General features: G+C 38.7%; 23 protein-coding genes. 22 read left to right on the top strand and 1 reads right to left on the bottom strand.

Annotation, left to right across the window (positions count from 1 at the left end; all coding sequences use genetic code 11):
- The first annotated feature begins 4 nt into the window (after positions 1-4).
- From J5F42_RS00250 to J5F42_RS00180, 15 genes are read left to right on the top strand one after another with little or no spacing between them, the layout of a single operon-like run.
- Positions 5-1,141 carry an amidohydrolase family protein gene (locus J5F42_RS00250; RefSeq protein ID WP_097699621.1) on the top strand — a complete coding sequence of 379 codons (1,137 nt, stop codon included), beginning with the start codon at positions 5-7 and terminating at the stop codon, positions 1,139-1,141.
- Positions 1,126-2,355: an adenosine deaminase gene (locus J5F42_RS00245; protein ID WP_283491358.1), complete on the top strand. Its 1,230-nt coding sequence runs from the start codon at positions 1,126-1,128 to the stop codon at positions 2,353-2,355. Before J5F42_RS00250 ends, J5F42_RS00245 begins: the two co-directional genes overlap by 16 nt.
- 60 nt (positions 2,356-2,415) lie before the next feature.
- Positions 2,416-2,658: a nuclease gene (locus J5F42_RS00240; protein ID WP_000780061.1), complete on the top strand. Its 243-nt coding sequence runs from the start codon at positions 2,416-2,418 to the stop codon at positions 2,656-2,658.
- A 9-nt stretch (positions 2,659-2,667) separates the two neighbouring features.
- Positions 2,668-3,981: a tRNA (N6-isopentenyl adenosine(37)-C2)-methylthiotransferase MiaB gene (gene miaB, locus J5F42_RS00235; RefSeq protein WP_080304554.1), complete on the top strand. Its 1,314-nt coding sequence runs from the start codon at positions 2,668-2,670 to the stop codon at positions 3,979-3,981.
- A 33-nt stretch (positions 3,982-4,014) separates the two neighbouring features.
- Entirely contained in the window at positions 4,015-4,668 is a 654-nt protein-coding gene (locus tag J5F42_RS00230; RefSeq protein WP_097699619.1) for a lysophospholipid acyltransferase family protein, read from the top strand.
- Entirely contained in the window at positions 4,661-5,641 is a 981-nt protein-coding gene (locus tag J5F42_RS00225; RefSeq protein ID WP_097699618.1) for a hypothetical protein, read from the top strand. Before J5F42_RS00230 ends, J5F42_RS00225 begins: the two co-directional genes overlap by 8 nt.
- Entirely contained in the window at positions 5,631-6,164 is a 534-nt protein-coding gene (locus tag J5F42_RS00220) for a hypothetical protein (RefSeq protein WP_097699644.1), read from the top strand. Before J5F42_RS00225 ends, J5F42_RS00220 begins: the two co-directional genes overlap by 11 nt.
- Entirely contained in the window at positions 6,161-6,700 is a 540-nt protein-coding gene (locus J5F42_RS00215) for a hypothetical protein (RefSeq protein ID WP_097699617.1), read from the top strand. The genes J5F42_RS00220 and J5F42_RS00215 overlap by 4 nt, the downstream gene beginning before the upstream one ends.
- 15 nt (positions 6,701-6,715) lie before the next feature.
- On the top strand, positions 6,716-7,114 hold the full coding sequence (locus tag J5F42_RS00210; protein ID WP_078272663.1) for a YkgJ family cysteine cluster protein: 399 nt from the start codon (positions 6,716-6,718) through the stop codon (positions 7,112-7,114).
- A 35-nt stretch (positions 7,115-7,149) separates the two neighbouring features.
- Complete coding sequence (locus tag J5F42_RS00205; protein ID WP_283491357.1) at positions 7,150-8,445, top strand: tetratricopeptide repeat protein; 1,296 nt, start codon at positions 7,150-7,152, stop codon at positions 8,443-8,445.
- Positions 8,433-8,990: a beta/alpha barrel domain-containing protein gene (locus J5F42_RS00200; protein WP_097699615.1), complete on the top strand. Its 558-nt coding sequence runs from the start codon at positions 8,433-8,435 to the stop codon at positions 8,988-8,990. The genes J5F42_RS00205 and J5F42_RS00200 overlap by 13 nt, the downstream gene beginning before the upstream one ends.
- A 56-nt stretch (positions 8,991-9,046) precedes the next feature.
- The gene (locus J5F42_RS00195) at positions 9,047-9,298 is read left to right on the top strand and encodes a YfhL family 4Fe-4S dicluster ferredoxin (protein WP_000055470.1); all 252 of its coding nucleotides are present in this window, start codon (positions 9,047-9,049) and stop codon (positions 9,296-9,298) included.
- A 9-nt stretch (positions 9,299-9,307) separates the two neighbouring features.
- Complete coding sequence (locus J5F42_RS00190; RefSeq protein ID WP_187891944.1) at positions 9,308-10,762, top strand: Ppx/GppA family phosphatase; 1,455 nt, start codon at positions 9,308-9,310, stop codon at positions 10,760-10,762.
- Positions 10,759-11,781: a lipopolysaccharide heptosyltransferase I gene (waaC, locus tag J5F42_RS00185; RefSeq protein ID WP_283491356.1), complete on the top strand. Its 1,023-nt coding sequence runs from the start codon at positions 10,759-10,761 to the stop codon at positions 11,779-11,781. The genes J5F42_RS00190 and waaC overlap by 4 nt, the downstream gene beginning before the upstream one ends.
- Complete coding sequence (locus tag J5F42_RS00180) at positions 11,778-12,764, top strand: lipid A biosynthesis lauroyl acyltransferase (RefSeq protein ID WP_021174211.1); 987 nt, start codon at positions 11,778-11,780, stop codon at positions 12,762-12,764. The genes waaC and J5F42_RS00180 overlap by 4 nt, the downstream gene beginning before the upstream one ends.
- A 254-nt stretch (positions 12,765-13,018) precedes the next feature.
- Here the strand turns inward: J5F42_RS00180 and tgt are convergent, their stop codons facing one another.
- Entirely contained in the window at positions 13,019-14,134 is a 1,116-nt protein-coding gene (tgt, locus tag J5F42_RS00175) for a tRNA guanosine(34) transglycosylase Tgt (protein WP_097699505.1), read from the bottom strand.
- Between the two features lie 56 nt (positions 14,135-14,190).
- On the opposite strand from tgt, the gene J5F42_RS00170 reads away from it, so the two are divergent.
- From J5F42_RS00170 to J5F42_RS00140, 7 genes are read left to right on the top strand one after another with little or no spacing between them, the layout of a single operon-like run.
- A complete protein-coding gene (locus tag J5F42_RS00170) occupies positions 14,191-15,627 on the top strand; it encodes a COG3400 family protein (protein WP_198973066.1) in 1,437 nt (478 codons plus the stop codon).
- Between the two features lie 4 nt (positions 15,628-15,631).
- Entirely contained in the window at positions 15,632-16,663 is a 1,032-nt protein-coding gene (aroB, locus tag J5F42_RS00165; RefSeq protein WP_097699507.1) for a 3-dehydroquinate synthase, read from the top strand.
- Positions 16,654-18,225 carry a mechanosensitive ion channel family protein gene (locus J5F42_RS00160; RefSeq protein WP_283491355.1) on the top strand — a complete coding sequence of 524 codons (1,572 nt, stop codon included), beginning with the start codon at positions 16,654-16,656 and terminating at the stop codon, positions 18,223-18,225. The genes aroB and J5F42_RS00160 overlap by 10 nt, the downstream gene beginning before the upstream one ends.
- The gene (gene mtaB / locus J5F42_RS00155; protein ID WP_283491354.1) at positions 18,222-19,478 is read left to right on the top strand and encodes a tRNA (N(6)-L-threonylcarbamoyladenosine(37)-C(2))-methylthiotransferase MtaB; all 1,257 of its coding nucleotides are present in this window, start codon (positions 18,222-18,224) and stop codon (positions 19,476-19,478) included. Before J5F42_RS00160 ends, mtaB begins: the two co-directional genes overlap by 4 nt.
- Positions 19,465-21,117 (top strand): AAA family ATPase, encoded by a 1,653-nt coding sequence (locus J5F42_RS00150; protein WP_283491353.1) that lies wholly within the window; start codon positions 19,465-19,467, stop codon positions 21,115-21,117. Before mtaB ends, J5F42_RS00150 begins: the two co-directional genes overlap by 14 nt.
- Before the next feature lie 2 nt (positions 21,118-21,119).
- On the top strand, positions 21,120-21,638 hold the full coding sequence (bioV, locus tag J5F42_RS00145) for a pimelyl-ACP methyl ester esterase BioV (protein ID WP_283491352.1): 519 nt from the start codon (positions 21,120-21,122) through the stop codon (positions 21,636-21,638).
- 12 nt (positions 21,639-21,650) lie between these two features.
- Positions 21,651-22,124, top strand: a complete 474-nt coding sequence (locus tag J5F42_RS00140; RefSeq protein ID WP_128053600.1) for a DUF4149 domain-containing protein — start codon at positions 21,651-21,653, stop codon at positions 22,122-22,124.
- The last annotated feature ends 48 nt before the right edge of the window (positions 22,125-22,172 follow it).

Genomic DNA, 22,172 nt, shown 5'->3' with positions numbered 1-22,172 from the left:
TTTGATGCTGTTAAAAAACGCTTCGTTTTATGATGATGAGGTTTTAAAAAGAGCGGATATCCGCTTAAAAGATTCCCTCATTACAGAGATTGAAGAAAACTTAAACCCTGTTAATAATGAAGAAGTGGTTGAGTGCGATAAATTATTCGTGCTGCCAAGCTTCATTGATTTGAGCGTTACTTGTTTGGAGGGTTATGAAAATTTAAAACAGAAGGCTTTTAAAGGGGGGGTAGGGTTACTCAATGTTTTTAATGGCGATCAAAGCAGCATTAAAAATATCATGGCGATTAAAAACAACCAACTAGCCGATATCGCCACGCTTAAAAATAAAGGGGGGGAAATTTTAATCGCGCCATCTGACGCTTTTTTAGAACTCATCAGCCATTATGCCAAATCCTACAACTTGCCTCTTTTAGTCTCTTTAGAAAATTCTTTTGAAACCCTAAATAGTGGGGCATTAGCCTATGAATTGGGGCAAAATTTTGTGGAAAATGCGTTTGAAAACACGCGCTTGGTGCGTTTCATGGAAGTTTCTAGAGCGTTACAAATCCCTGTGCTTTTAGATAAAGTGAATAGCGCTACCACGCTCAAACTCATCAAAGCCTTTAACGATTTAGGAGCGCTTTTACAAGCCCAAACGCCCTTAAGCCATTTAGTTTTAGATGAGAGCGTGTATGAAGATTATGAGCCACGATTTAAAATCGCCCCTCCTTTAAGGGATAAGGAAGGTCAAAACGCCCTAAAAGAAGCCCTAAAAAATAACGAAATCGCCATGCTCACAAGCCTTCATGCTTCTAAAAATTCTAACGCAGAGCTTTTTGAAGAAAGCGCGTTTGGGTGCGAGAGCATAGAGGACGCTTTTAGCGTGGCTTATACTTTTTTAGTTCAAAAAAAGGTTATCAGCCTCCAACAGCTCATTAAAGTCATGGCGATTAACCAAGCTAAGTTTTTAAAACTCAATGCAGGCGAGGTTAAAGAAAACCAATTAGCCAATTTGATGATCGTGGATTTAAACGCTCAAACAAGAGTGAGTAATCAAAATTCGCCCTTTTATGGTTTGGAATTGCATGGTGAAGTGCAAAGAATGATCTTAAAAGGGCAAACCACATTTATTAAGGAGAATGCATGCAAGAAATCATAGGAGCGTCTTTAGTTTTTTTGTGTAATGAAAAGTGCGAAGTGTTAGAAGATTATGGCGTGGTCTTTGATGAAAAGATTGTTGAAGCGGGCGATTATCAAAGTTTAACGCTTAAATACCCCCACTTAAAGGCGCAGTTTTTTGAAAATTCCGTTCTGTTGCCCGCTTTTATCAACGCGCACACCCATTTTGAATTTTCCAACAACAAGGCGAGTTTTGATTACGGGAGTTTTTCTGGCTGGTTAGGGAGCGTGTTAAACAATGGGGGAGCGATTTTAGAAAATTGCCAAGGGGCTATTCAAAACGCCATCATTACGCAATTAAAAAGCGGGGTGGGGAGCGTGGGGGCGATTTCTAACCACCTGATAGAAGTTAATTTGTTAAAAGAAAGCCCTTTGAATGCTGTCGTGTTTTTAGAGTTTTTAGGGAGCAGCTATTCTTTAGAAAAATTAAAGGCGTTTGAGACCAAATTTAAAGAGCTAAAAGATTTAGAAGACAAAAAGCTTAAAGCGGCTCTGGCTGTGCATGCCCCTTATTCGGTTCAAAAAGACATGGCTTTAAGCGTCATCCAATTAGCTAAAGATTCACAAAGCCTGCTTTCTACCCATTTTTTAGAATCGCTTGAAGAATTAGAATGGGTGGAAAACTCTAAAGGGTGGTTTGAAAATTTTTACCAGCATTTTTTAAAAGAGTCTCATTTCAAATCGCTCTATAAAGGCGCGAACGATTACATTGACATGTTTAAAGACACGCACACTTTATTTGTGCATAACCAGTTCGCTTCTTTGGAGGTGTTAAAAAGGATTAAATCTCAAGTCAAAAACGCTTTTTTAATCACATGCCCCTTTTCTAACCGCCTATTGAGTGGGAAAGCGTTGGATTTAGAAAGAACTAAAGAAGCCGGTTTGAGCGTGAGCGTGGCCACTGATGGCTTGAGTTCTAACATTTCGCTGAGCCTTTTAGACGAATTAAGAGCGTTTTTGCTCACCCATAACATGCCGTTATTAGAATTAGCTAAAATAGCTCTTTTAGGGGCGACTAGGCATGGGGCTAAAGCTTTAGCTTTAAATAATGGCGAGATAGAAGCCAACAAAAGGGCGGATTTGAGCGTGTTTGGTTTTAATGAAAAATTTACCAAAGAGCAAGCGATCTTGCAATTTTTATTGCATGCTAAAGAAGTGGAGCGCTTGTTTTTAGGGGGGAAAAGGGTGATCTAATTTGTTTTAAAGACAGAATGCGTTAAAATGAGAAATCCAAATCAATTAAGGAAAGAGTCAATGAAATTAGTTTTAGCCAAGAATACAAGAAAATCAGACGCTAAGAGCGTGGAATTAGAGGATTTGTATCGCAAATTTAGTGAAGACAAGCGTTCTATTTTCTATTTTGCCCCCACAAACGCCCATAAAGACATGCTCAAAGCGGTGGATTTTTTCAAAGAAAAGGGCCATACGGCTTATTTAGATGAGGTGAGGGTCAGCACTGATGAAAAAGATTTTCTTTATGAATTGCACATTATTTAAAGGCTTGTATTGAAAGTTTATATTGAAACCATGGGTTGTGCCATGAATTCTAGGGATAGCGAGCATTTACTAAGCGAACTATCCAAATTGGATTACAAAGAGACTGACGACCCTAAAATGGCGGATTTGATTTTAATCAACACTTGCAGCGTGCGCGAAAAGCCTGAACGGAAATTGTTTTCAGAAATCGGTCAATTCGCTAAAATCAAAAAACCTAACGCCAAAATCGGGGTTTGCGGGTGCACCGCAAGCCACATGGGAGCGGATATTTTGAAAAAAGCCCCAAGCGTGAGCTTTGTGTTAGGGGCTAGGAATGTGTCTAAAATCTCTCAAGTGATCCATAAAGAAAAGGCCGTTGAAGTGGCGATTGATTATGATGAAAGCGCGTATGCGTTTGAATTTTTTGAAAAAAAGGCTCAAATCCGATCGCTATTAAACATCTCTATAGGTTGCGATAAGAAATGCGCTTATTGCATTGTCCCGCACACTAGGGGGAAAGAAATTTCTATCCCTATGGATTTGATTTTAAAAGAAGCTGAGAAATTAGCGAATAACGGCACTAAAGAGCTCATGCTTTTAGGGCAGAATGTGAATAATTATGGCGTGCGTTTTAGCAGCGAGCATGCGAAAGTTAATTTTAGCGATTTGTTGGATAAATTGAGCGAAATTCCAGGCATTGAAAGGATACGATTCACTTCGCCTCACCCCTTGCACATGAATGATGTATTTTTAGAACGCTTTGCCAAAAACCCTAAAGTGTGTAAGAGTATCCACATGCCCTTACAGAGTGGATCTAGCGCGGTGTTAAAGATGATGCGAAGAGGTTATAGTAAAGAGTGGTTTTTAAATCGGGTGGAGAGGTTAAAAGCTTTAGTGCCTGAAGTGGGCATTAGCACGGATATTATCGTGGGCTTTCCTAATGAGAGCGATAAGGATTTTGAAGACACGATGGAGGTGCTAGAAAAAGTGCGCTTTGACACGCTCTATAGTTTCATTTACTCCCCACGCCCTTTCACTGAAGCGGGAGCTTGGAAAGAAAGAGTGCCTTTAGAGGTTTCATCTTCAAGGTTGGAGAGGTTGCAAAACAGGCACAAAGAAATTTTAGAAGAAAAAGCCAAGCTAGAAGTGGGTAAAACGCATGTGGTGTTGGTGGAAAACAGGCGTGAAATGGATAATCAAATCGTGGGTTTTGAAGGGCGCAGCGATACGGGGAAATTCATTGAAGTAACTTGTAAAGAAAAAAGAAATCCGGGCGAGCTTGTAAAAGTGGAGATTATTTCTCATTCCAAAGGGCGCTTGATAGCGGCCATTAAAGGCAACTAAACACCCCATAAAGAGCAGGTTTAAAGGTAAGAATTGAACTTAAAGTTTTTTAGAAAAAAAGCAGTCTTAAAAGTTGTTCCGTGCTTAGTTTGGGGAATCCTTTGGTTGTTGCATAAAACTTGCAAAAACCGCTATTTTTTAGCTCAAGATTTAAAAGAAAAACCCTTTATCGCAAGCTGTTGGCATGGCGAGCTTGGCATGATTGGGTTTGCTTATTTAAAACTTAAAAAACCTTGTATTTATGTGATCGCAAGCCAACATTTTGACGGATCCATTGCGGCGGGTTTGTTTGAAAGCTTTGGTTTTAAAAACATTAGAGGTTCTAGCAAAAAAGGGGGGGTTAAGGTTTTGATAGAAGGGCTTAAGCATTTAAAAGGGGGCTATGATGTAGGCATTACCCCTGATGGCCCCAAAGGCCCACGACACAGCATAGCGGATGGGGTGATCGCACTAGCTCAAAAATCAGGCGTGGGGATTAGCGCTTGTCGGGTGGTTTGTAAAAACGCATGGCGGTTGAACACTTGGGATCAATTTGAAATCCCTAAGCCTTTTAGCGAAGTGCATTATTACATGCTAGAATCGGTAATCATCCCTAAAGAATGGGAGCTTTCAAAGGCTAAAGAATATTTAAAGGCGCGCATGGATTCTGTTGAATTTGAAGAATCTCAAAGGGGTTTGGGTGCTTAAGGGGTTAAAAAAAGCGTTTAAAGAGAGGTTTTGCTCTCAAGTGTATATCTCTTTTAATGTGGATCACAATCTTTTATCCGCTCAAATTTTAAGGGTCAAAAACCACCGCATTAAAGAGAATTTTTTTAAAACTTTTGAGACTAAAGTGGAAACAAAAAACGGCGAAGTCCCTATTCAAGCCTTAAAAATCGCCAGAACTTATAGCCAAAAATACCCCTACACCTATTTCAGCGCGATGAGTAAAGCTAAAGAGGTTTTATGCGAAAAGCAGGCGTTTGAACAAATCAAACAAGAAAATCAAGATTATCATGCTTGCGAAGTCAATCAAAAGTATTGCGTTTATGTGGAATCTAAGGATTTTTTAAAGGATTTCAAGCGTTTTAAAATCCAGGATGTGGATTTTTTGTTTTCGCCTTTTAGCCTTATTTATGATTTTGTGCGCGATCATTTAGAAAATAAGCCGTTGTTGTATTTGCTTTTGGAGCGTTCAAGATTTTATTTTTTGATTGCGGATAAAAAAGAGATTTTTTTAGCCAAATCCGTGTTTTTAGAAGAACAACCTGAAGAGTTTATAGAGAGCAAAGAAGAAGATTCTATGGGAATGGATAATGAGACTGTGAATTTGTTTTTGAGTGAAATCCAAGAAGATATTGACAGCCTTGAAGAAGCGATGGGGCTAGATAGCAGTAAGGATAGTAAAGAAAAAAATGAGGACGCTTATAGTTTGATTGAAGGCATGACGAATATCCCCTTAATTGCAGATGTTTTGCAAGAGGGATTACGCAGCGTCTATCATTCTAGGGATATAGACTTTGTAGAAAAAGTGGTTGTTTTAGACAGCTGTCAAATCCACCACAAAGCGTTAATGCATTTGCAAGAAACTTTGATGATAGAAGTGGATAGGCTTGATTTTTCTTTAGTGGAGCACTTGAACATTTTAGCGCGCATGGAGAATGAAAAGCATGCGTTTTAGTTACATTGAGCCAAGAGCGAAATACCTTATCAGCAAGCTTTCTAAAATTTGGGTTTTTTACATTTTTTTATCTTTTGTGGTGATAGGGGGGTTGGTGTGGTTTATGCACAACGCCATTAAAAACACTCAAGACAATGTGTCCAGTTTGACGATCCAAGAAAGGCTTTACCGCCATGAAATCAGCCGCTTACAGGTAAAGACTGATGAAACCTTAAAACTCATTAAAGAAGCTAAAAAGCGTTTGAATTATAACGATGATATACGAGATGTTTTGCAAGGGCTTTTAAACATTGTGCCGGATCTTATCACTATTAATAGCATTGAAATAGACCAGCAAAGCGTGGTGGTTAGCGGTAAAACCCCCTCTAAAGAAGCCTTTTACTTTTTGTTTCAAAACAAACTAAACCCCATGTTTGATTATTCTAGGGCGGAATTTTTCCCTTTAAGCGACGGGTGGTTTAATTTTGTCTCCACCAACTTTTCTAATTCCTTACTGATAAAAAACCCGGAGTCTATTAAATGAAGCCATTGCATTTTTCACACTTAGACAGAGAACAATCAGGCGATGTAGGGTTTATCATTAAAAACATCATTTTTTTAGGGGTTTTTTCCTTATTGGGTTGGCTCAATACCGAGTATTTTCTATGGCCTAGCATGCTGGAATTAAAAAAAATCCTTTTAGAAGAAAATCGTAAAAAAAGCGTTTTAGAATACGCGCAAAGGCATTTTGAAACAGCCCTAGCGAACTATCGCAATCAAAAAGAAACCAGCGAATCCTTATTAAAGATTTTTAATGATGAAGAGTCCAGGCGGATTTTAGAAAAGATTTTAAAAAAATGTTTTGATGCCTATAAAATCAAACCCTTGCTCTCTCAAAACCCCCTTCAAAAAACCCAATTTTTTATCATGGCCAGAGCGAGCGAATTAGAAAAGACCTATCTTTTTTTCACCTTAATGAACAAGTATTTACCGAGCGCTCAAAGCCAATTGCCCTTAAAAATTTCTAAAGATAATGAAGGGCTGTTGGTGCAATTTAGCGTGAGTATTGATCTCCAATAGGATAGGGGTAGTTTAATGCAAGATTTTGATTTCAGTTTTAATCCTAAGGCATGCGAGGGTTGTGGGGCAAAGTGTTGCGTGGGGGAAAGCGGGTATATTTTTTTGAATATCCAAGAAATGCAACAAATTAGTGCTTTTTTAAAATTAGAATTAGAAGAATTCAGTCAAAAATACGTTAAAAAGGTGGGGTATAAGTTCTCTTTATTAGAAAAAGACGCTAAAGAGTTGGGTTTGGCGTGCGTGTTTTTGGATTTAGAAACCAAAAAATGCCAGATTTATAGCGTACGCCCTAAACAATGCCAAACTTTTCCTTTTTGGGAGAGCGTGAAAACTTTCTCTAAAGAGCAAAAAAAAGCTTTTTGTCAAAGCTGTCCGGGGATTATACGAAAAACCAAAGAAACTAAAGTGCGCTAAAATTCATTATAGTGACACAAAAAGGAAATAAAATAATGGATATTCCAATAAAGAAAAGATTTTTAGCAAATATATTGCTTTTTAGTCTGTTTTCTTGCCTTAAGGCTGAAACCCTTTCAGAAGATCATCAAATCCTGTTGAGTTCAGACGCTTTCCATAGAGGGGATTTTGCTGCCGCTCAAAAAGGCTATATGAATCTTTACAAGCAAACCAATAAGGTGGTGTATGCTAAAGAAGCGGCCATTTCAGCGGCGAGTTTAGGGGACATTAAAACCGCTATGCATTTAGCCATGCTCTATCAAAAAATCACCAATAATCGTAATGATGTTTCTATCAATAAGATTTTAGTGGATGGCTATGCGCAAATGGGGCAGATTGATAAAGCGATTGAACTATTACACAAAATCCGTAAAGAAGAAAAGACCATAGCCACAGACAATGTGTTAGGGACTTTGTATTTGACTCAAAAGCGTTTGGATAAGGCTTTCCCGTTGTTGAATAAGTTTTATAACCAAGTGCATGATGAAGACAGCTTAGAAAAACTCATTACGATCTATTTTTTGCAAAACCGCAAAAAAGAAGGCTTGGATTTGTTGCAATCCCATATAGACAGGTATGGTTGCTCAGAGCAATTGTGCCAAAAAGCGCTCAACACCTTCACGCAATTTAACGAGCTTGATTTGGCTAAAACGACTTTTGCTCGTTTGTATGAAAAAAACCCTATTGTTCAAAACGCCCAATTTTACATAGGGGTATTAATCTTGTTAAAAGAGTTTGATAAGGCCCAGCAAATCGCAGAATTATTCCCCTTTGACAGGCGTTTGTTGCTAGACTTATACACTGCGCAAAAAAAATTCGATCAAGCTTCCAAACAGGCTTCTTTGATCTATCAAGAAAGAAAAGACCCTAAATTCTTAGGCTTAGAGGCCATTTATCATTATGAAAGCTTGAGCGCGAACAAAAAAAAGCTCACCAAAGAAGAGATGCTGCCTATCATTCAAAAATTAGAGCAAGCCACCAAAGAGCGCCAAGCATGGCTTGCTAAAACCAAAGATAAAGAAGACGCACAAGACGCTTTCTTTTATAATTTTTTAGGGTATTCCTTAATAGATTATGACATGGATGTTAAAAGGGGCATGGATCTTGTGAGGAAAGCCTTAGCGTTGGATTCTGGCTCAGTGCTTTATTTGGATTCTTTAGCATGGGGTTATTACAAATTAGGGAATTGTTTGGAGGCTAAAAAAATCTTTTCTAGCATCGCTAAAGAGTCTATTCAAGCCGAACCCGAACTAAAAGAACACAATAAGATCATTCAAGAATGCAAGAAATAGGGATTTTAGACAATTTACAAAAAAGCTTAGCCTTAAAAGAGGGCATACTTTCTTATGAAATGTTAGGTAAAAGCCTGTCGTATAACCCTTACTTGCCTAGAGTCATTCCTCAAACCAAAGATTGCGTTTTTGTAACCCCTGATGAGGTTTTAGAAAAGCTTTTGAAAGAAAACACCCGCACCGATTGCGTCATTGTCAATTTCAAAGGATTATACGAAATGGGTGCGCCAAGCGTGTTTGATTTAGAAGTTTTAGGGTTATTGCGCCGCCATGCGAGCTCTTTGATTGTCCATCAGGATCTTTTCATCAGCCATTACCAGCTTTTAGAATCGCTTGTTCAAGGCTCTGATGGGGTCATTTTAGATGAAGAGCTTTTAAAAGAAGATCTAAAAGGCATGGTAGATTTCGCTTGGCGTTTGGGCTTGAGCGTGTTTGTAGAAACCCACAAACCAGACTACACCCATTTAAAAGATTTAGGGGTTTTAGGCGTGCTAGAAATTAGCCCCCATTCTTATAATCAAAAAAAAATAGTCTTTTTAGATTGAATTTTAAGCTAATTTAGAGTAAAAATCGTATTCAAACTTTTTAAAAGGAGTTAGTCATGTCATTATTGGTGAATGATGAATGCATTGCGTGCGATGCTTGCAGAGAAGAATGCCCTAGTGAGGCGATTGAAGAGGGCGATCCTATTTATAATATTGATCCAGACAGATGCACGGAGTGTTATGGGTATGATGATGAGCCTCGTTGCGTGAGCGTATGCCCTGTAGATGCGATCTTGCCGGATCCTAACAATGCAGAGAGCAAAGAGGAATTGAAATACAAATACGAAAGCTTAAAAGAGCAAGATTAAAGGCTAGCAATGGCTAAAATCACAACCGTGATTGATATAGGCTCTAATTCAGTGCGTTTGGCTGTCTTTAAAAAGACGAGCCAGTTTGGGTTTTACTTGCTTTTTGAGACTAAGTCTAAGGTTAGGATTTCAGAGGGCTGTTATGCGTTTAATGGAATCTTACAAGAAATCCCCATGCAAAGAGCCGTTAAAGCCTTGAGCGAATTTAAAGAAATCGCCCTCAAATACAAAAGCAAAAAAATCCTGTGCGTGGCGACCTCAGCGGTGCGCGATGCCCCTAATCGGTTAGAGTTTGTAGCGAGGGTGAAAAAGGCTTGCGGTTTGCAAATCAAAATCATTGATGGGCAAAAAGAAGCGCTCTATGGCGGGATCGCGTGCGCGAATTTGTTGCATAAAAATTCAGGGATCACGATAGATATTGGAGGGGGTAGCACCGAGTGCGCATTGATTGAAAAAGGCAAGATTAAGGACTTAATCTCGCTTGATGTTGGGACGATTCGCATTAAAGAAATGTTTTTAGACAAAGACTTAGAGGTCAAATTGGCTAAAGCCTTTATCCAAAAAGAAGTCTCTAAACTGCCCTTTAAACACAAAAACGCCTTTGGGGTGGGGGGGACGATTAGGGCGTTGAGTAAGATACTCATGAAACGCTTTGATTACCCTATTGATTCTTTGCATGGTTATGAAATAGATGCACATAAAAATTTAGCGTTCATTGAAAAAATCGTCATGCTTAAAGAAGATCAATTACGGCTTTTGGGGGTGAATGAAGAGCGTTTAGATAGCATCAGGAGCGGGGCGTTGATTTTATTAGTCGTGTTAGAGCATTTAAAAACTTCTTTAATGATCACCAGTGGCGTAGGGGTGAGAGAAGGCGTGTTTTTAAGCGATTTATTGCGCCATCATTACCATAAATTCCCCCCCAATATCAACCCCTCTCTCATCTCTCTAAAAGATCGCTTTTTACCCCATGAAAAGCACAGCCAAAAAGTCAAAAAAGAATGCGTGAAATTGTTTGAAGCCTTATCGCCTTTGCATAAAATAGATGAAAAATACCTCTTCCATTTAAAGATTGCGGGGGAATTAGCGAGCATGGGTAAGATTTTAAGCGTCTATTTAGCCCACAAGCACAGCGCGTATTTCATTTTAAACGCTTTGAGTTATGGCTTTAGCCACCAGGATAGAGCGATCATTTGCTTATTAGCGCAATTCAGCCATAAAAAAATCCCTAAAGACAACGCTATCGCCCACATGAGCGCGATGATGCCAAGCCTTTTAACCTTACAATGGCTGAGTTTTATCCTTTCTTTAGCCGAAAATTTGTGCCTGACAGACAGCCATCATCTAAAATACACGCTAGAAAAAAACAAGCTTGTGATCCATTCTAATGATGCGCTTTACTTGGCTAAAGAGATGCTCCCCAAACTCATTAAGCCCATTCCTTTGACGATAGAGTTTGCTTGAAAATAGCGGTTGTCAGGCTTTCAGCGCTTGGGGATATTATCGTGAGCGCGGTGTTTTTAGTGCTGATTAAAGAGCGTTTCGCTGACGCTCAAATAGAATGGTTCGTGGATGAAAGATTTGGCGCGATTTTAGAGCATTCCCCCTATATTGATAAATTACACCCCATCGCTTTAAAAAGCGCGCTCAAAACCTTTAACCCTTTGAAGATTTTCAAACTTTTTAAATCTTTAAGGGCTTATGAATACGATATAATCATTGACATGCAAGGCCTAGTCAAATCCGCTCTCATCACTCAAATGTTGAAAGCCCCTAAAAAAGTCGGCTTTGATTACGCTTCAGCTAGAGAGGGTTTGAGTGCGTTTTTTTACTCGCAAAAAGTTTCTATCGCTTATGATGAGCCCATTTTAAAGCGCAATTTCACGCTCCTATCCCATGCTCTAAACTTGCCCCAAAAAGAAATTTCAAAAGAAATTTCAGAGGGCTTAAGCTCTAGATCTAAAGTGTTTTCTTACCAAGATTCTCCAAAAATCAATGCGTTAAATTTGAATGAGAATAAGCTAAAAATCCTTTTTGTTTTAGAAACTTCTAAAATCAATAAAACTTACCCCACAGAGCGTTTTAAAGAGTTAGCGTTAATGCTAGAAAATTTTCAAATTTGCTTGTTATGGCATGCTGATGAACATAAAGCCACTACGCTTTATCACGCTTTAAAACACCAGCGCGATATATTATTGCTCCCTAAACTCACTTTAAACGAGGTTAAGGCGTTGCTTTTTAAAATGGATTTGATTATTGGGGGCGATACGGGCATCACGCATTTAGCATGGGCGTTGCAAAAACCTAGCATCACCCTTTATGGCAACACGCCCATGGAGCGTTTTAAATTGGAAAGCCCGATCAATGTTTCGCTCACCGGTAATTCAAACGCCAGCTACCATAAAAAGGATTTTTCTATCCAAAACATAGAACCTAAAAAAATTAAAGAATGCGTTTTAAACATTTTAAAGGAAAAAGAATGACTTACAAAGAACGACTCATACACGAAAAAATATTGAACAAAGACGATAAGGGTTTTAAAACAGAACTGCGCATTTTGAGTATTTTTATCGTGGAATCTTTAGTGAATATTTTGGGGTTTATGTTGGCTAAAATGCCCCATTTTTGGTTTTTAAGGTGCATTAAAGCTTTAGCGTGGCTGATGAGAACCTTTGATAGACGCCGTTATTTTGACGCTAAAGCCAATTTGGATTTTGTGTTTGGGGATTCTAAAAGCGAAGAAGAGAAAAAAAGGATTATTAAAAAGGGTTATGAAAATTTTGCTTTCATCATTTTAGAAACCATTAGAGTGATCTTTATCCCTAAAGATGAATACGACGCTCGTTTCACGCTCATCAATGAAGAAAATGTGTGGAAGTCTTTAAACAAGGAAGGCCAAGCGATCACTTTATGCATGCATTTTGGCTATTGGGAAGCGGTAGGCACGACTTTGGCGCAATATTATGAAAATTATGGTAGGGGGTGTTTGGGGCGTTTGACTAAATTCGCTCCCATCAATCACATGATCATGAGCAGGCGAGAGGCGTTTGGGGTGCGTTTTGTCAATAAAGTGGGAGCGATGAAAGAACTCATTAAAATGTATAATCAAGGCAATGGCCTTGTGGGGATTTTAGTGGATCAAAATGTCGTGCCTAAAGATGGGGTGGTGGTGAAGTTCTTTAATAAAGACGCTACGCACACCACGATCGCTTCTATTTTATCGCGCCGCTACAATATAGACATCCAGCCGGTATTCATTGATTTTAATGACGATTATTCGCATTACACAGCGACCTATTACGAAAGTATCCGCTCTCAAATCACCGATAACGCTGAGAACGATATTTTAGAATGCACGCAAGCCCAAGCGAGTTTGTGTGAAGAAGTGATTAGAAACCACCCGGAAAGTTATTTTTGGTTCCACAGGCGTTTTAAAAGCACCCACCCTGAAATTTATCAAAGATAGGGTTTTGAGTGGAATGATAAAAATTAAAAAATGCTAAAAGGCATTTTTTAAAAATAAATAGTAAAGAGCTTGATTTTAATCAAGCGATAATTTCTTAAGGCGGTCTTCTTGGGTTAGGGGGATTTAGTTGGGGGGTTAAGGGGGAGAATTATTTCAAAATACCCCCCTATCCCCTTAAGAAAATGAGTTTTACTATAAAAATAAAGTTAAAAATCCCATTTTTTAAAAAAGTTAAAAAGTTTTAGTTATACCACTCAATGCGAACAAGAGTGGTATTTTTCTAAAAATTCTTTTTTAAAACTCAAAAACCGCTTTTCTAAAATAGCGTTTCTGGCGTTTTTAACCAGCTCTAAATAAAAATGCAAATTGTGCAAGCTGGCTAAACGAGCGTAAGTGAGTTCTTTAGCCCTAAAGAGATGGTGCAAATAGGCTTTAGAATAGCGTTTGCAAGTATAACAAGCACAATTTTCTTCAATGGGGGTGTTGTCCAATTTATAGGGCGCGTTTTTGATAGAAATTTTGCCAGAATGCGTGAAAAGGGTAGCGTTTCTGGCGTTTCTGGTGGGCATCACGCAATCAAACATATCCACCCCTAAACTGATAGCGTCTAGGATATTTTCAGGCGTGCCTACGCCCATTAAGTAGCGAGGCTTGTCTTTGGGGAGCAAGGGGGCGGTGTGTGCGATGGTTTCTAGCATTTCATCAGCGCTTTCCCCCACCGCTAAACCGCCTATAGCGTAGCCATCAAAACCTTCATGCGTTAACCCCACGCTAAGGCTGCGCATTTTCAAATGCGTCCCACCCTGGATAATGGCAAAAAGGTTGTTGTTGGGGTGGTTATTTTCTTTGTGGTATTCTAGGCTGAGATTCGCCCATTTAGCGCTTCTTTTAATGGATTCTTCAAGGCGTTTTAGCGGAGCGGGCAAGCCCACTAAATCGTCTAAAACCATCATAATATCGCTATTCAAAGAATATTGAATGTCTAAAACTTTAGCGGGTGTGAATAAATGCTTGCTCCCATCAATATGGGATTTAAAAACGATCCCGTCTTCTTGCAATTTGACGTTATCGCTCAAGCTAAAGGCTTGAAACCCTCCGCTATCGGTTAAAAAACTCCCATGAAATTGAGCGAAACGATGCAAGCCCCCTAATTGTTCAACCACTTTCTCGCCCGGCCTTAAATACATGTGATAGGTGTTGGCTAAAATGAGTTTAGCGCCTAAAATTTCTTGCGCATCTGTAGCGTCTAAAGATTTGATACAGCCTTGCGTGCCTACTGGCATAAAAACGGGTGTCTCTACTTGAGAATGAGCTAAATTCAAAACGCCAGCTCGCGCGTTATCATCAACAGCTTGGAGTTGAAAATCCATCGTTTAAGCCTTAATCTTGGATATAATGGCGTAATCATTTTTTAGGAAGTTTGGAATTGAAGAAAATCGCCCTTATTTTAGATGGCATTGTAGCAAAAAATTTTTTAGACTTGGTGCTAAGGCATTATTCTAATCATAATTTTTATATAGTGGTTGTCAAAGATGAGAGCCTTATCCCTAAAAATTACCCGAGCACTTTCGCTTTTCATTGTTTTGATGCGACTTCCAGTTTTAGGCTTTTGCAGGTGTTAAACGATGAGGTGAGCGATGCGTTTTTAATCATACAGGATTTTAAAGAGCAACGCATCATCCATAAAATCATTCAAACCCATTTCAAACGCATGCGCGTGGTTTTGAGCGTGAAAAGAGATAGCGAAAAAACTTTAGAAAACAATGAAGAAAATAAAGATGAAAAGCTTATTTTGATTGATGAATTTGAAGTTTTAGCCAATAAATTCATTTCTCGTTTGCCTAATATCCCTAGCACCCCTAGAGAGTTTGGGTTAGGCAAGGGCGAAATCATGGAGATTGATGTGCCTTTTGGGAGCATTTTTGCTTACAGGCATATTGGCTCTATCAGGCAAAAAGAATACAGGATTGTAGGGCTTTATCGCAACGATGTTTTGTTGCTCTCCACTAAATCTTTGGTTATCCAGCCGCGAGACATTCTTTTAGTGGCGGGCAATCCTGAAATTTTGAATGCGGTGTATCATCAAGTCAAAAGCAATGTCGGGCAGTTCCCAGCCCCCTTTGGTAAGAGCATTTATTTATACATTGATATGCGTTTGCAGAACAGAAAAGCGATGATGCGCGATGTGTATCAAGCCTTGTTTTTGCACAAACGTTTAAAGAGCTACAAGCTCTACATTCAGGTTTTACACCCCACTAGCCCTAAGTTTTACCACAAATTTTTAGCGCTAGAAACCGAAAGCATTGAAGTGAATTTTGATTTTTATGGGAAAAGTTTTATCCAAAAACTTCATGAAGACCACCAGAAAAAAATGGGCCTAATCGTGGTAGGCAGAGAGCTTTTTTTATCTAAAAAACACCGAAAGGCCTTGTATAAAACAGCCACCCCGGTTTATAAAACCAACACTTTTGGCTTGTCTAAAACCTCTCAAAGCGTGGTGGTATTGAATGAAAGCTTGGATATTAATGAGGACATGTCTTCAGTGATCTTTGATGTGTCTATGCAAATGGATTTGGGCTTGTTGCTCTATGATTTTGACCCTAACAAGCGCTATAAAAACGAGATTGTCAATCATTATGAAAATTTAGCCAACGCATTCAACCGCAAGATTGAGATTTTTCAAACCGATATTAGAAATCCTATTATGTATCTCAATTCTTTAAGAAATCCCATTTTGCATTTCATGCCTTTTGAAGAGTGCATCACGCACACGCGCTTTTGGTGGTTTTTATCCACTAAAGTGGAAAAATTAGCGTTTTTAAACGATGATAACCCTCAAATTTTTATCCCTGTAGCGGAGTGAAAGAATGCAAGAAATTGTAATCCCCTTAAAAGAAAAAAGCTATAAAGTGTTTTTGGGGGAACTGCCTGAAATAAAATTGAAACAAAAAGCCCTCATCATTAGCGATAGCATCGTGGCCGGGTTGCATTTGCCCTATTTATTAGAGCGCTTGAAAGCCTTAGAAGTCAGAGTGTGCGTGATAGAGTCTGGGGAAAAATACAAGAATTTTCATTCATTAGAGCGCATTTTAAACAACGCCTTTGAAATGCAATTAAACCGCCATTCTTTAATGATAGCCCTTGGTGGGGGAGTGATAAGCGATATGGTGGGGTTTGCGAGCAGTATTTATTTTAGGGGGATTGATTTTATTAATATCCCTACGACTTTGCTCGCTCAAGTGGATGCGAGCGTGGGGGGGAAAACAGGGATCAATACGGCTTATGGCAAGAATTTAATTGGATCGTTCCACCAGCCTAGAGCGGTTTATATTGATTTGTCTTTTTTAAAAACCCTTGAAAAAAGGGAATTTCAAGCAGGGGTGGCTGAAATCATTAAAATGGCGGTGTGTTTTGATAAAAACTTGGTAGAAAGATTGGAAACAAAGGATTTAAAAGATTGTTTAGAAGAAGTAATCTTTCAAAGCGTCAGTATCAAAGCTCAAGTCGTTGTTCAAGATGAAAAAGAGCAAAATATCAGAGCCGGGTTGAATTACGGGCATACCTTTGGGCATGCGATAGAAAAAGAGACTGATTATGAGCGATTTTTGCATGGCGAAGCGATCGCTATTGGCATGCGCATGGCTAATGATTTAGCCCTTTCTTTAGGCATGCTCACTTTAAAAGAATGCGAACGCATAGAAAATTTATTGAAAAAATTTGATCTGATATTCAATTACCAAATCCTTGATCTTCAAAAATTTTATGAACGCTTGTTTTTAGACAAAAAAAGCGAGAACCAAACCCTAAAATTCATTTTACCTAAAGGCATTGGAGCGTTTGAGGCTGCCTCTCATATCCCTAAAGAAACGATTTTAAAGGTGTTAGAAAAATGGCATTAAGGGTATTATTATTCTTTTGTTTTTTGTTTTTACAAGCAGAAGATAAAAGCCAAGAATTATCATCCATACAAAAACAAATGGCTTTGGTGGATAAAAAACTCGCTAAAGACGATAACGTGTGGTTGAAAAAATTTGAAAACTATAAGATCTACAACCAAATTTATACCGAAAAGGAGAGCGTGAGACAGGAGTTAAGGCGTTTAAAAAACAAAAAAAGCAAGGATTTATTAAAGATTAGCACCTTAGAGCATACCTTAAAGGCTTTAGAGTCTCAACAAAAAATGTTTGAAAGCTATGGGGTCAATCCTTTTAAGGACTTGATAGAGCGCCCCAATATCCCCAATATCCCTAATATCGCTAACCCTATTGCAATCATTGATGGCATCTCTTTCATTAAAAGCATGCGTTTAAAGCATGAAAGTCTTAAAAATAACCAAACTGCTTTAGAAGAAGTTTTAAAGCTTCTAGATCAAAAACACCAGCTTTTAAATCAGTGGCATGCTTTGGATAAAAGCGCGAAATTGAGCGATGAGATTTATCAAACTCAAGCCAAACGCTTAGAATTGCAAGGGGCTCAAAACATTCTAAAAACCACGATCGGGATTTTCCAAAAAGACAGCGATGAGGCTATAAGCATTGTCAAATCTCAAGTTAAAAACCAGCTTTTTAAATTGGTTTATGTGTTTTTAGCGGCCCTTTTGAGCGTGGTGTTTGCTTGGATTTTAAAAATCATTTCCAGTAAATACATTGAAAATAATGAGCGCGTCTATACCGTGAATAAAGCCATTAACTTCGTGAATGTGAGCGTGATCATTTTAATTTTTCTTTTTTCTTATTTGGAAAATGTTACTTACTTGGTAACGGTTTTAGGCTTTGCGAGTGCGGGATTAGCGATTGCGATGAAGGATTTATTCATGAGCTTGCTTGGGTGGTTTATTATTTTGATTGGGGGGAGCGTGCATGTGGGCGATAGGGTGCGTATCGCTAAGGGGACGGATATTTTTATTGGCGATGTGTTGGATATTTCTATGTTGCACATTACGATTTTAGAAGACGTAACCTTTACCACTTACACGAACAACAGGAGAGCGGGCCGGATTATTTTTGTGCCTAATAATTATATTTTCACCACCATGTTCGCTAATTACAGCCATTTTGGGATGAAAACGGTTTGGGATGGCGTGGATTTTTGCATTACATTTGATTCTGATTTTAAAAAAGCGTCTAAAATTGTGCTCAATATCGCTACAGAATTGTCTAAAGAATACACGGATATTACCTATAAACAGCTCAATAAAATGCGCGACCGGTATTCTTTAAGGAGTTTGAGCGTGAAGCCTCGATGCTTTTTGATGCCTGAAAGTAACGGGATAAAAATCTCGGTGTGGTATCAAACCAATTCGTATGCGACCATGTCTTTAAGGAGCAAGATTGTGGCTGAAATCGTTGAAGCCTTTTTGAAAGAAGAAAATATCCATATCGCTTATACGACCAGCAAGCTGCTTAAAGTGGATGCTGATGCTCTAGGCGATGGTTTTGGGAATAAAAGGGAACAAAAATGAAAAAAGTCTATTTTAAAACTTTTGGGTGCAGGACGAATCTTTTTGACACGCAAGTGATGGGCGAGAATTTGAAGGATTTTAGTGCGACCTTAGAAGAACAAGAAGCCGATATTATTGTGATCAATTCTTGCACCGTGACTAATGGGGCCGATAGCGCGGTAAGGAGTTACGCTAAAAAAATGGCGCGATTGGATAAGGAAGTGTTATTTACTGGTTGTGGGGTGAAAACTCAAGGCAAAGAGCTTTTTGAAAAAGGGTTTTTAAAGGGCGTTTTTGGGCATGACAATAAAGAAAAGATTAACGCGCTTTTACAAGAAAAAAAGCGTTTTTTTATAGATGACAATTTAGAAAACAAGCACTTAGACACCACGATGGTGAGCGAGTTTGTGGGAAAAACTAGGGCGTTTATCAAGATCCAAGAGGGCTGTGATTTTGATTGCAATTATTGCATTATCCCAAGCGTGAGAGGGAGGGCTAGGAGTTTTGAAGAGAGGAAAATTTTAGAGCAAGTGGGCCTTTTATGCTCTAAAGGGGTTCAAGAAGTGGTTTTAACCGGCACCAATGTGGGGAGCTATGGGAAAGATAGAGGAAGCAATATCGCGCAATTGATTAAAAAATTAAGCCAGATCGCTGGATTAAAACGCATAAGGATTGGGAGCTTAGAGCCTAATCAAATCAACGATGAATTTTTAGAGCTTTTAGAAGAGGATTTTTTAGAAAAACATTTGCATATCGCTTTACAGCACAGCCATGATTTCATGCTAGAGAGGATGAATAGAAGAAACCGCACTAAAAGCGATAGGGAATTATTAGAAACAATCGCTTCTAAGAATTTTGCTATCGGCACGGATTTTATTGTGGGGCATCCGGGCGAGAGCGGAAGCGTTTTTGAAAAAGCGTTTAAAAATTTAGAAAGCTTGCCTTTAACGCACATCCACCCTTTTATTTACAGCAAACGAAAAGACACCCCCTCTAGCTTGATGCGTGATAGCGTGAGTTTGGAAGATTCTAAAAAGCGTTTGAATGCGATCAAAGATTTGATTTTGCATAAAAATAAGGCGTTCAGGCAATTGCAACTCAAACTCAACACGCCCCTAAAAGCCTTAGTGGAAGCGCAAAAAGACGGCGAATTTAAAGCCTTAGATCAATTTTTTAACCCCATTAAAATCAAAAGCGATAAGCCTTTAAGGGCCAGTTTTTTAGAAATCAAAGAGTATGAAATTAAGGAGAGGGAAAATCATGCCGTTTTCTAAATTTTTAGAAAACCTCACCGCTCCCTTTAAACGCATCAAAAACCGCTCGCTTGTTTTGGCGTTAGGGTTTTTGATCCTTACTTTTTGTTTGCTTCTTTTTTTAGTTTTGAGCGATGTTTCTAGGCTCATATCGGGTAAGGACTTTTTTTATGTGATCCAATCCCACCCCAAACAAACTTTAATTGAAGATGAAAATTATTTTTATGCTAACAAGGGTCTTTATAAAACCAACAAAGAAGCCTTTTTAAGAGCCTATAAAATCCCAGAAAGCATGCCCATAGAAAGACGAGAAAATTTAAGCAAGGGTTCTAAAATGAATTTAGCGTTGCTTTTTTTCATCTCTAGCATGCTTTTTGGGATCTTTTGGCGCTTGCCCAAACGATTGGATACTAAAATGAGTTTAGAGAGCACGACTAAAAACGAATTAGAAAATGCATTCCAGCGATACGATGCGCTAGGGGTGCGTTTTGAAGATATTGCAGGGGTGGATGAAGTTAAAGAAGAACTATTAGAAGTGATAGATTATTTAAAAAACCCTAAAAAATACCAGGATTTAGGGATTTTTCTCCCTAAAGGCGTGCTTTTAATCGGGCCTCCTGGAGTGGGGAAAACCATGATCGCTAAAGCCTTAGCGAGTGAAGCTAGAGTGCCGTTTTTTTATGAAAGCGGGAGTGCGTTTTCTCAAATTTATGTAGGGGCTGGGGCTAAAAAAGTGCATGAACTTTTCATGCACGCTAAAAAGCATGCCCCCTCTATTATTTTCATTGATGAAATTGATGCTTTGGGTAAGGCTAGGGGAGGGCATAGGAGCGATGAAAGAGAGGCCACGCTCAATCAGCTTTTAACCGAAATGGACGGGTTTTTGCAAAACGATGAGGTGGTGGTGATAGGAGCGACTAACCAAATGGAGGTGATGGATGAAGCGCTATTAAGGAGCAAGCGTTTTGATCGGCGCATTTTTATTTCTTTACCGGATTTACTAGAAAGACAAAGCATTTTAGAAAAGCTGTTAGAAAACAAAAAGCACACGCTAGATTATCTTAAGATCGCTAAAATTTGCGTGGGTTTTAGCGGGGCGATGTTAGCGACTTTAATCAATGAAAGCGCTCTAAACGCCCTAAAACACCAACGAAACGAAATCACTGAGAGCGACATTTTAGAAGTGAAAGACAAGATTGCTTACGGCAAGAAAAAGCCCCAAACCCTAGACGAAAACCAAAAAGAATTAGTCGCTTTGTATCAAAGCGCGAAAGCCTTGAGCGCGTATTGGCTAGAAATTGAATTTGATAAAGCGCCAATATTAGGGGAATTTATCGCTTTTAATGAAAATAAAATCCATAGCGAAAGCGAGATTAAAAATTACATTAAAGTGTATTTGAGCGGGACAATTGTTTTAGAGTTGCTTTATAAGGAGCGTTATAGTTTGTCCAAACAAGACTTGCAAAAAGCGAAATTTTTGAATGAATTTATGGCTAGTGAGCTTCTTTTAGCCCCTACAAAAGAGTCTTTAAGCGTTCTTTATGAAGAGCAACTGGAGTTTTTAAAGCCACAAATTGCAGCTTGCAAGCGATTAAGCGCTCTACTATTAGAGCAAGAATATTTAGAACATTCTAATTTGTATGATTGGTTGAACGGGTGAAAATGCGTTTTTTTAGTGGTTTTGGGTTTGTTAATGAAAGCGTTTTGTTTGAAGAGTGGCTTTTAAAAGGGGCTTATGATATCTCAGGCTTTTCTATGGGGGCGATTAAGGCGATAGAATACGCTTATAATGAAATCTCACAACAGCGCCGTATCAATTCCTTATTGTTGTTTTCGCCTTGCATGCTAGCGCATAAGAGTTTGGCGTTCAAACGCTTGCAACTTTCTTTGTTTCAAAAAGATCCGCAAAGCTACATGGATAACTTTTATAAGGAAGTGGGATTGAACGCTCAATTGGAGCGTTTTAAAAAAGAGGGTTCTTTAGAAGAATTAGAATTTTTATTGGATTACAAGTATAGTGATTCTATAATTAGACTTTTATTAGAAAAAGGCGTGAAGATTGAAGTGTTTATCGGGTTAAAGGACAGAATCACTGACATTCAAGCCCTTTTAGAATTTTTTATGCCTTTAGTTCAAGTGTGGCAGTTTAAGGATTGTAACCATTTGTTGCAAAAATCTTAAAAAAGGTGGAAGATGAAAAAATTTGGTTTAGGGGTGTATTTGCTTCTTTTAGGTATTTTGGGCGGCTCTTTGATCATTCTAGGAGCGATAGTCGCGCCCATTGTTTTCAAAGCTTCAAGCATTTTACCCGAATTGAATCTAACTCCCTTTGAGAGCGGGAAACTCATGGCGCAAATCTTTGTGCGTTTCAATTATGTTTTAGGTGCGATCGGTTTTGTGGTGTTACTTTATGAAATCATTTCGTTTATTTATTATAAAAGATCGTTAGTGTATTTGATCCTTGGCGTGGCGATAGGGGCGTTGTGTTTGCTCTTTGTTTTTTATTACACGCCTTATATTTTAAACGCTCAAAAAATAGGCGAAGTTGCGCTTCAAAGCGCTGAATTTGCCCGCTCGCACGCTCAAAGCGAATGGCTGTTTAAGGAATTGTTTGTGCTGGTGTGCGCTTTGTTTTTTTGGCGTTTGCTTGGAAAAAATGCGCTTTGATTTAAAGGGGAGGATTTTTAGTTACTATTTAGGAAATGAGAGGGTAGC

The sequence above is a fragment of the Helicobacter pylori genome (assembly GCF_030062585.1).
GTDB lineage: Bacteria > Campylobacterota > Campylobacteria > Campylobacterales > Helicobacteraceae > Helicobacter > Helicobacter pylori_CN.
The sequence above is the reverse complement of the archived record's forward strand: the minus strand, read 5'-3'. Positions and strand labels throughout refer to the sequence as shown.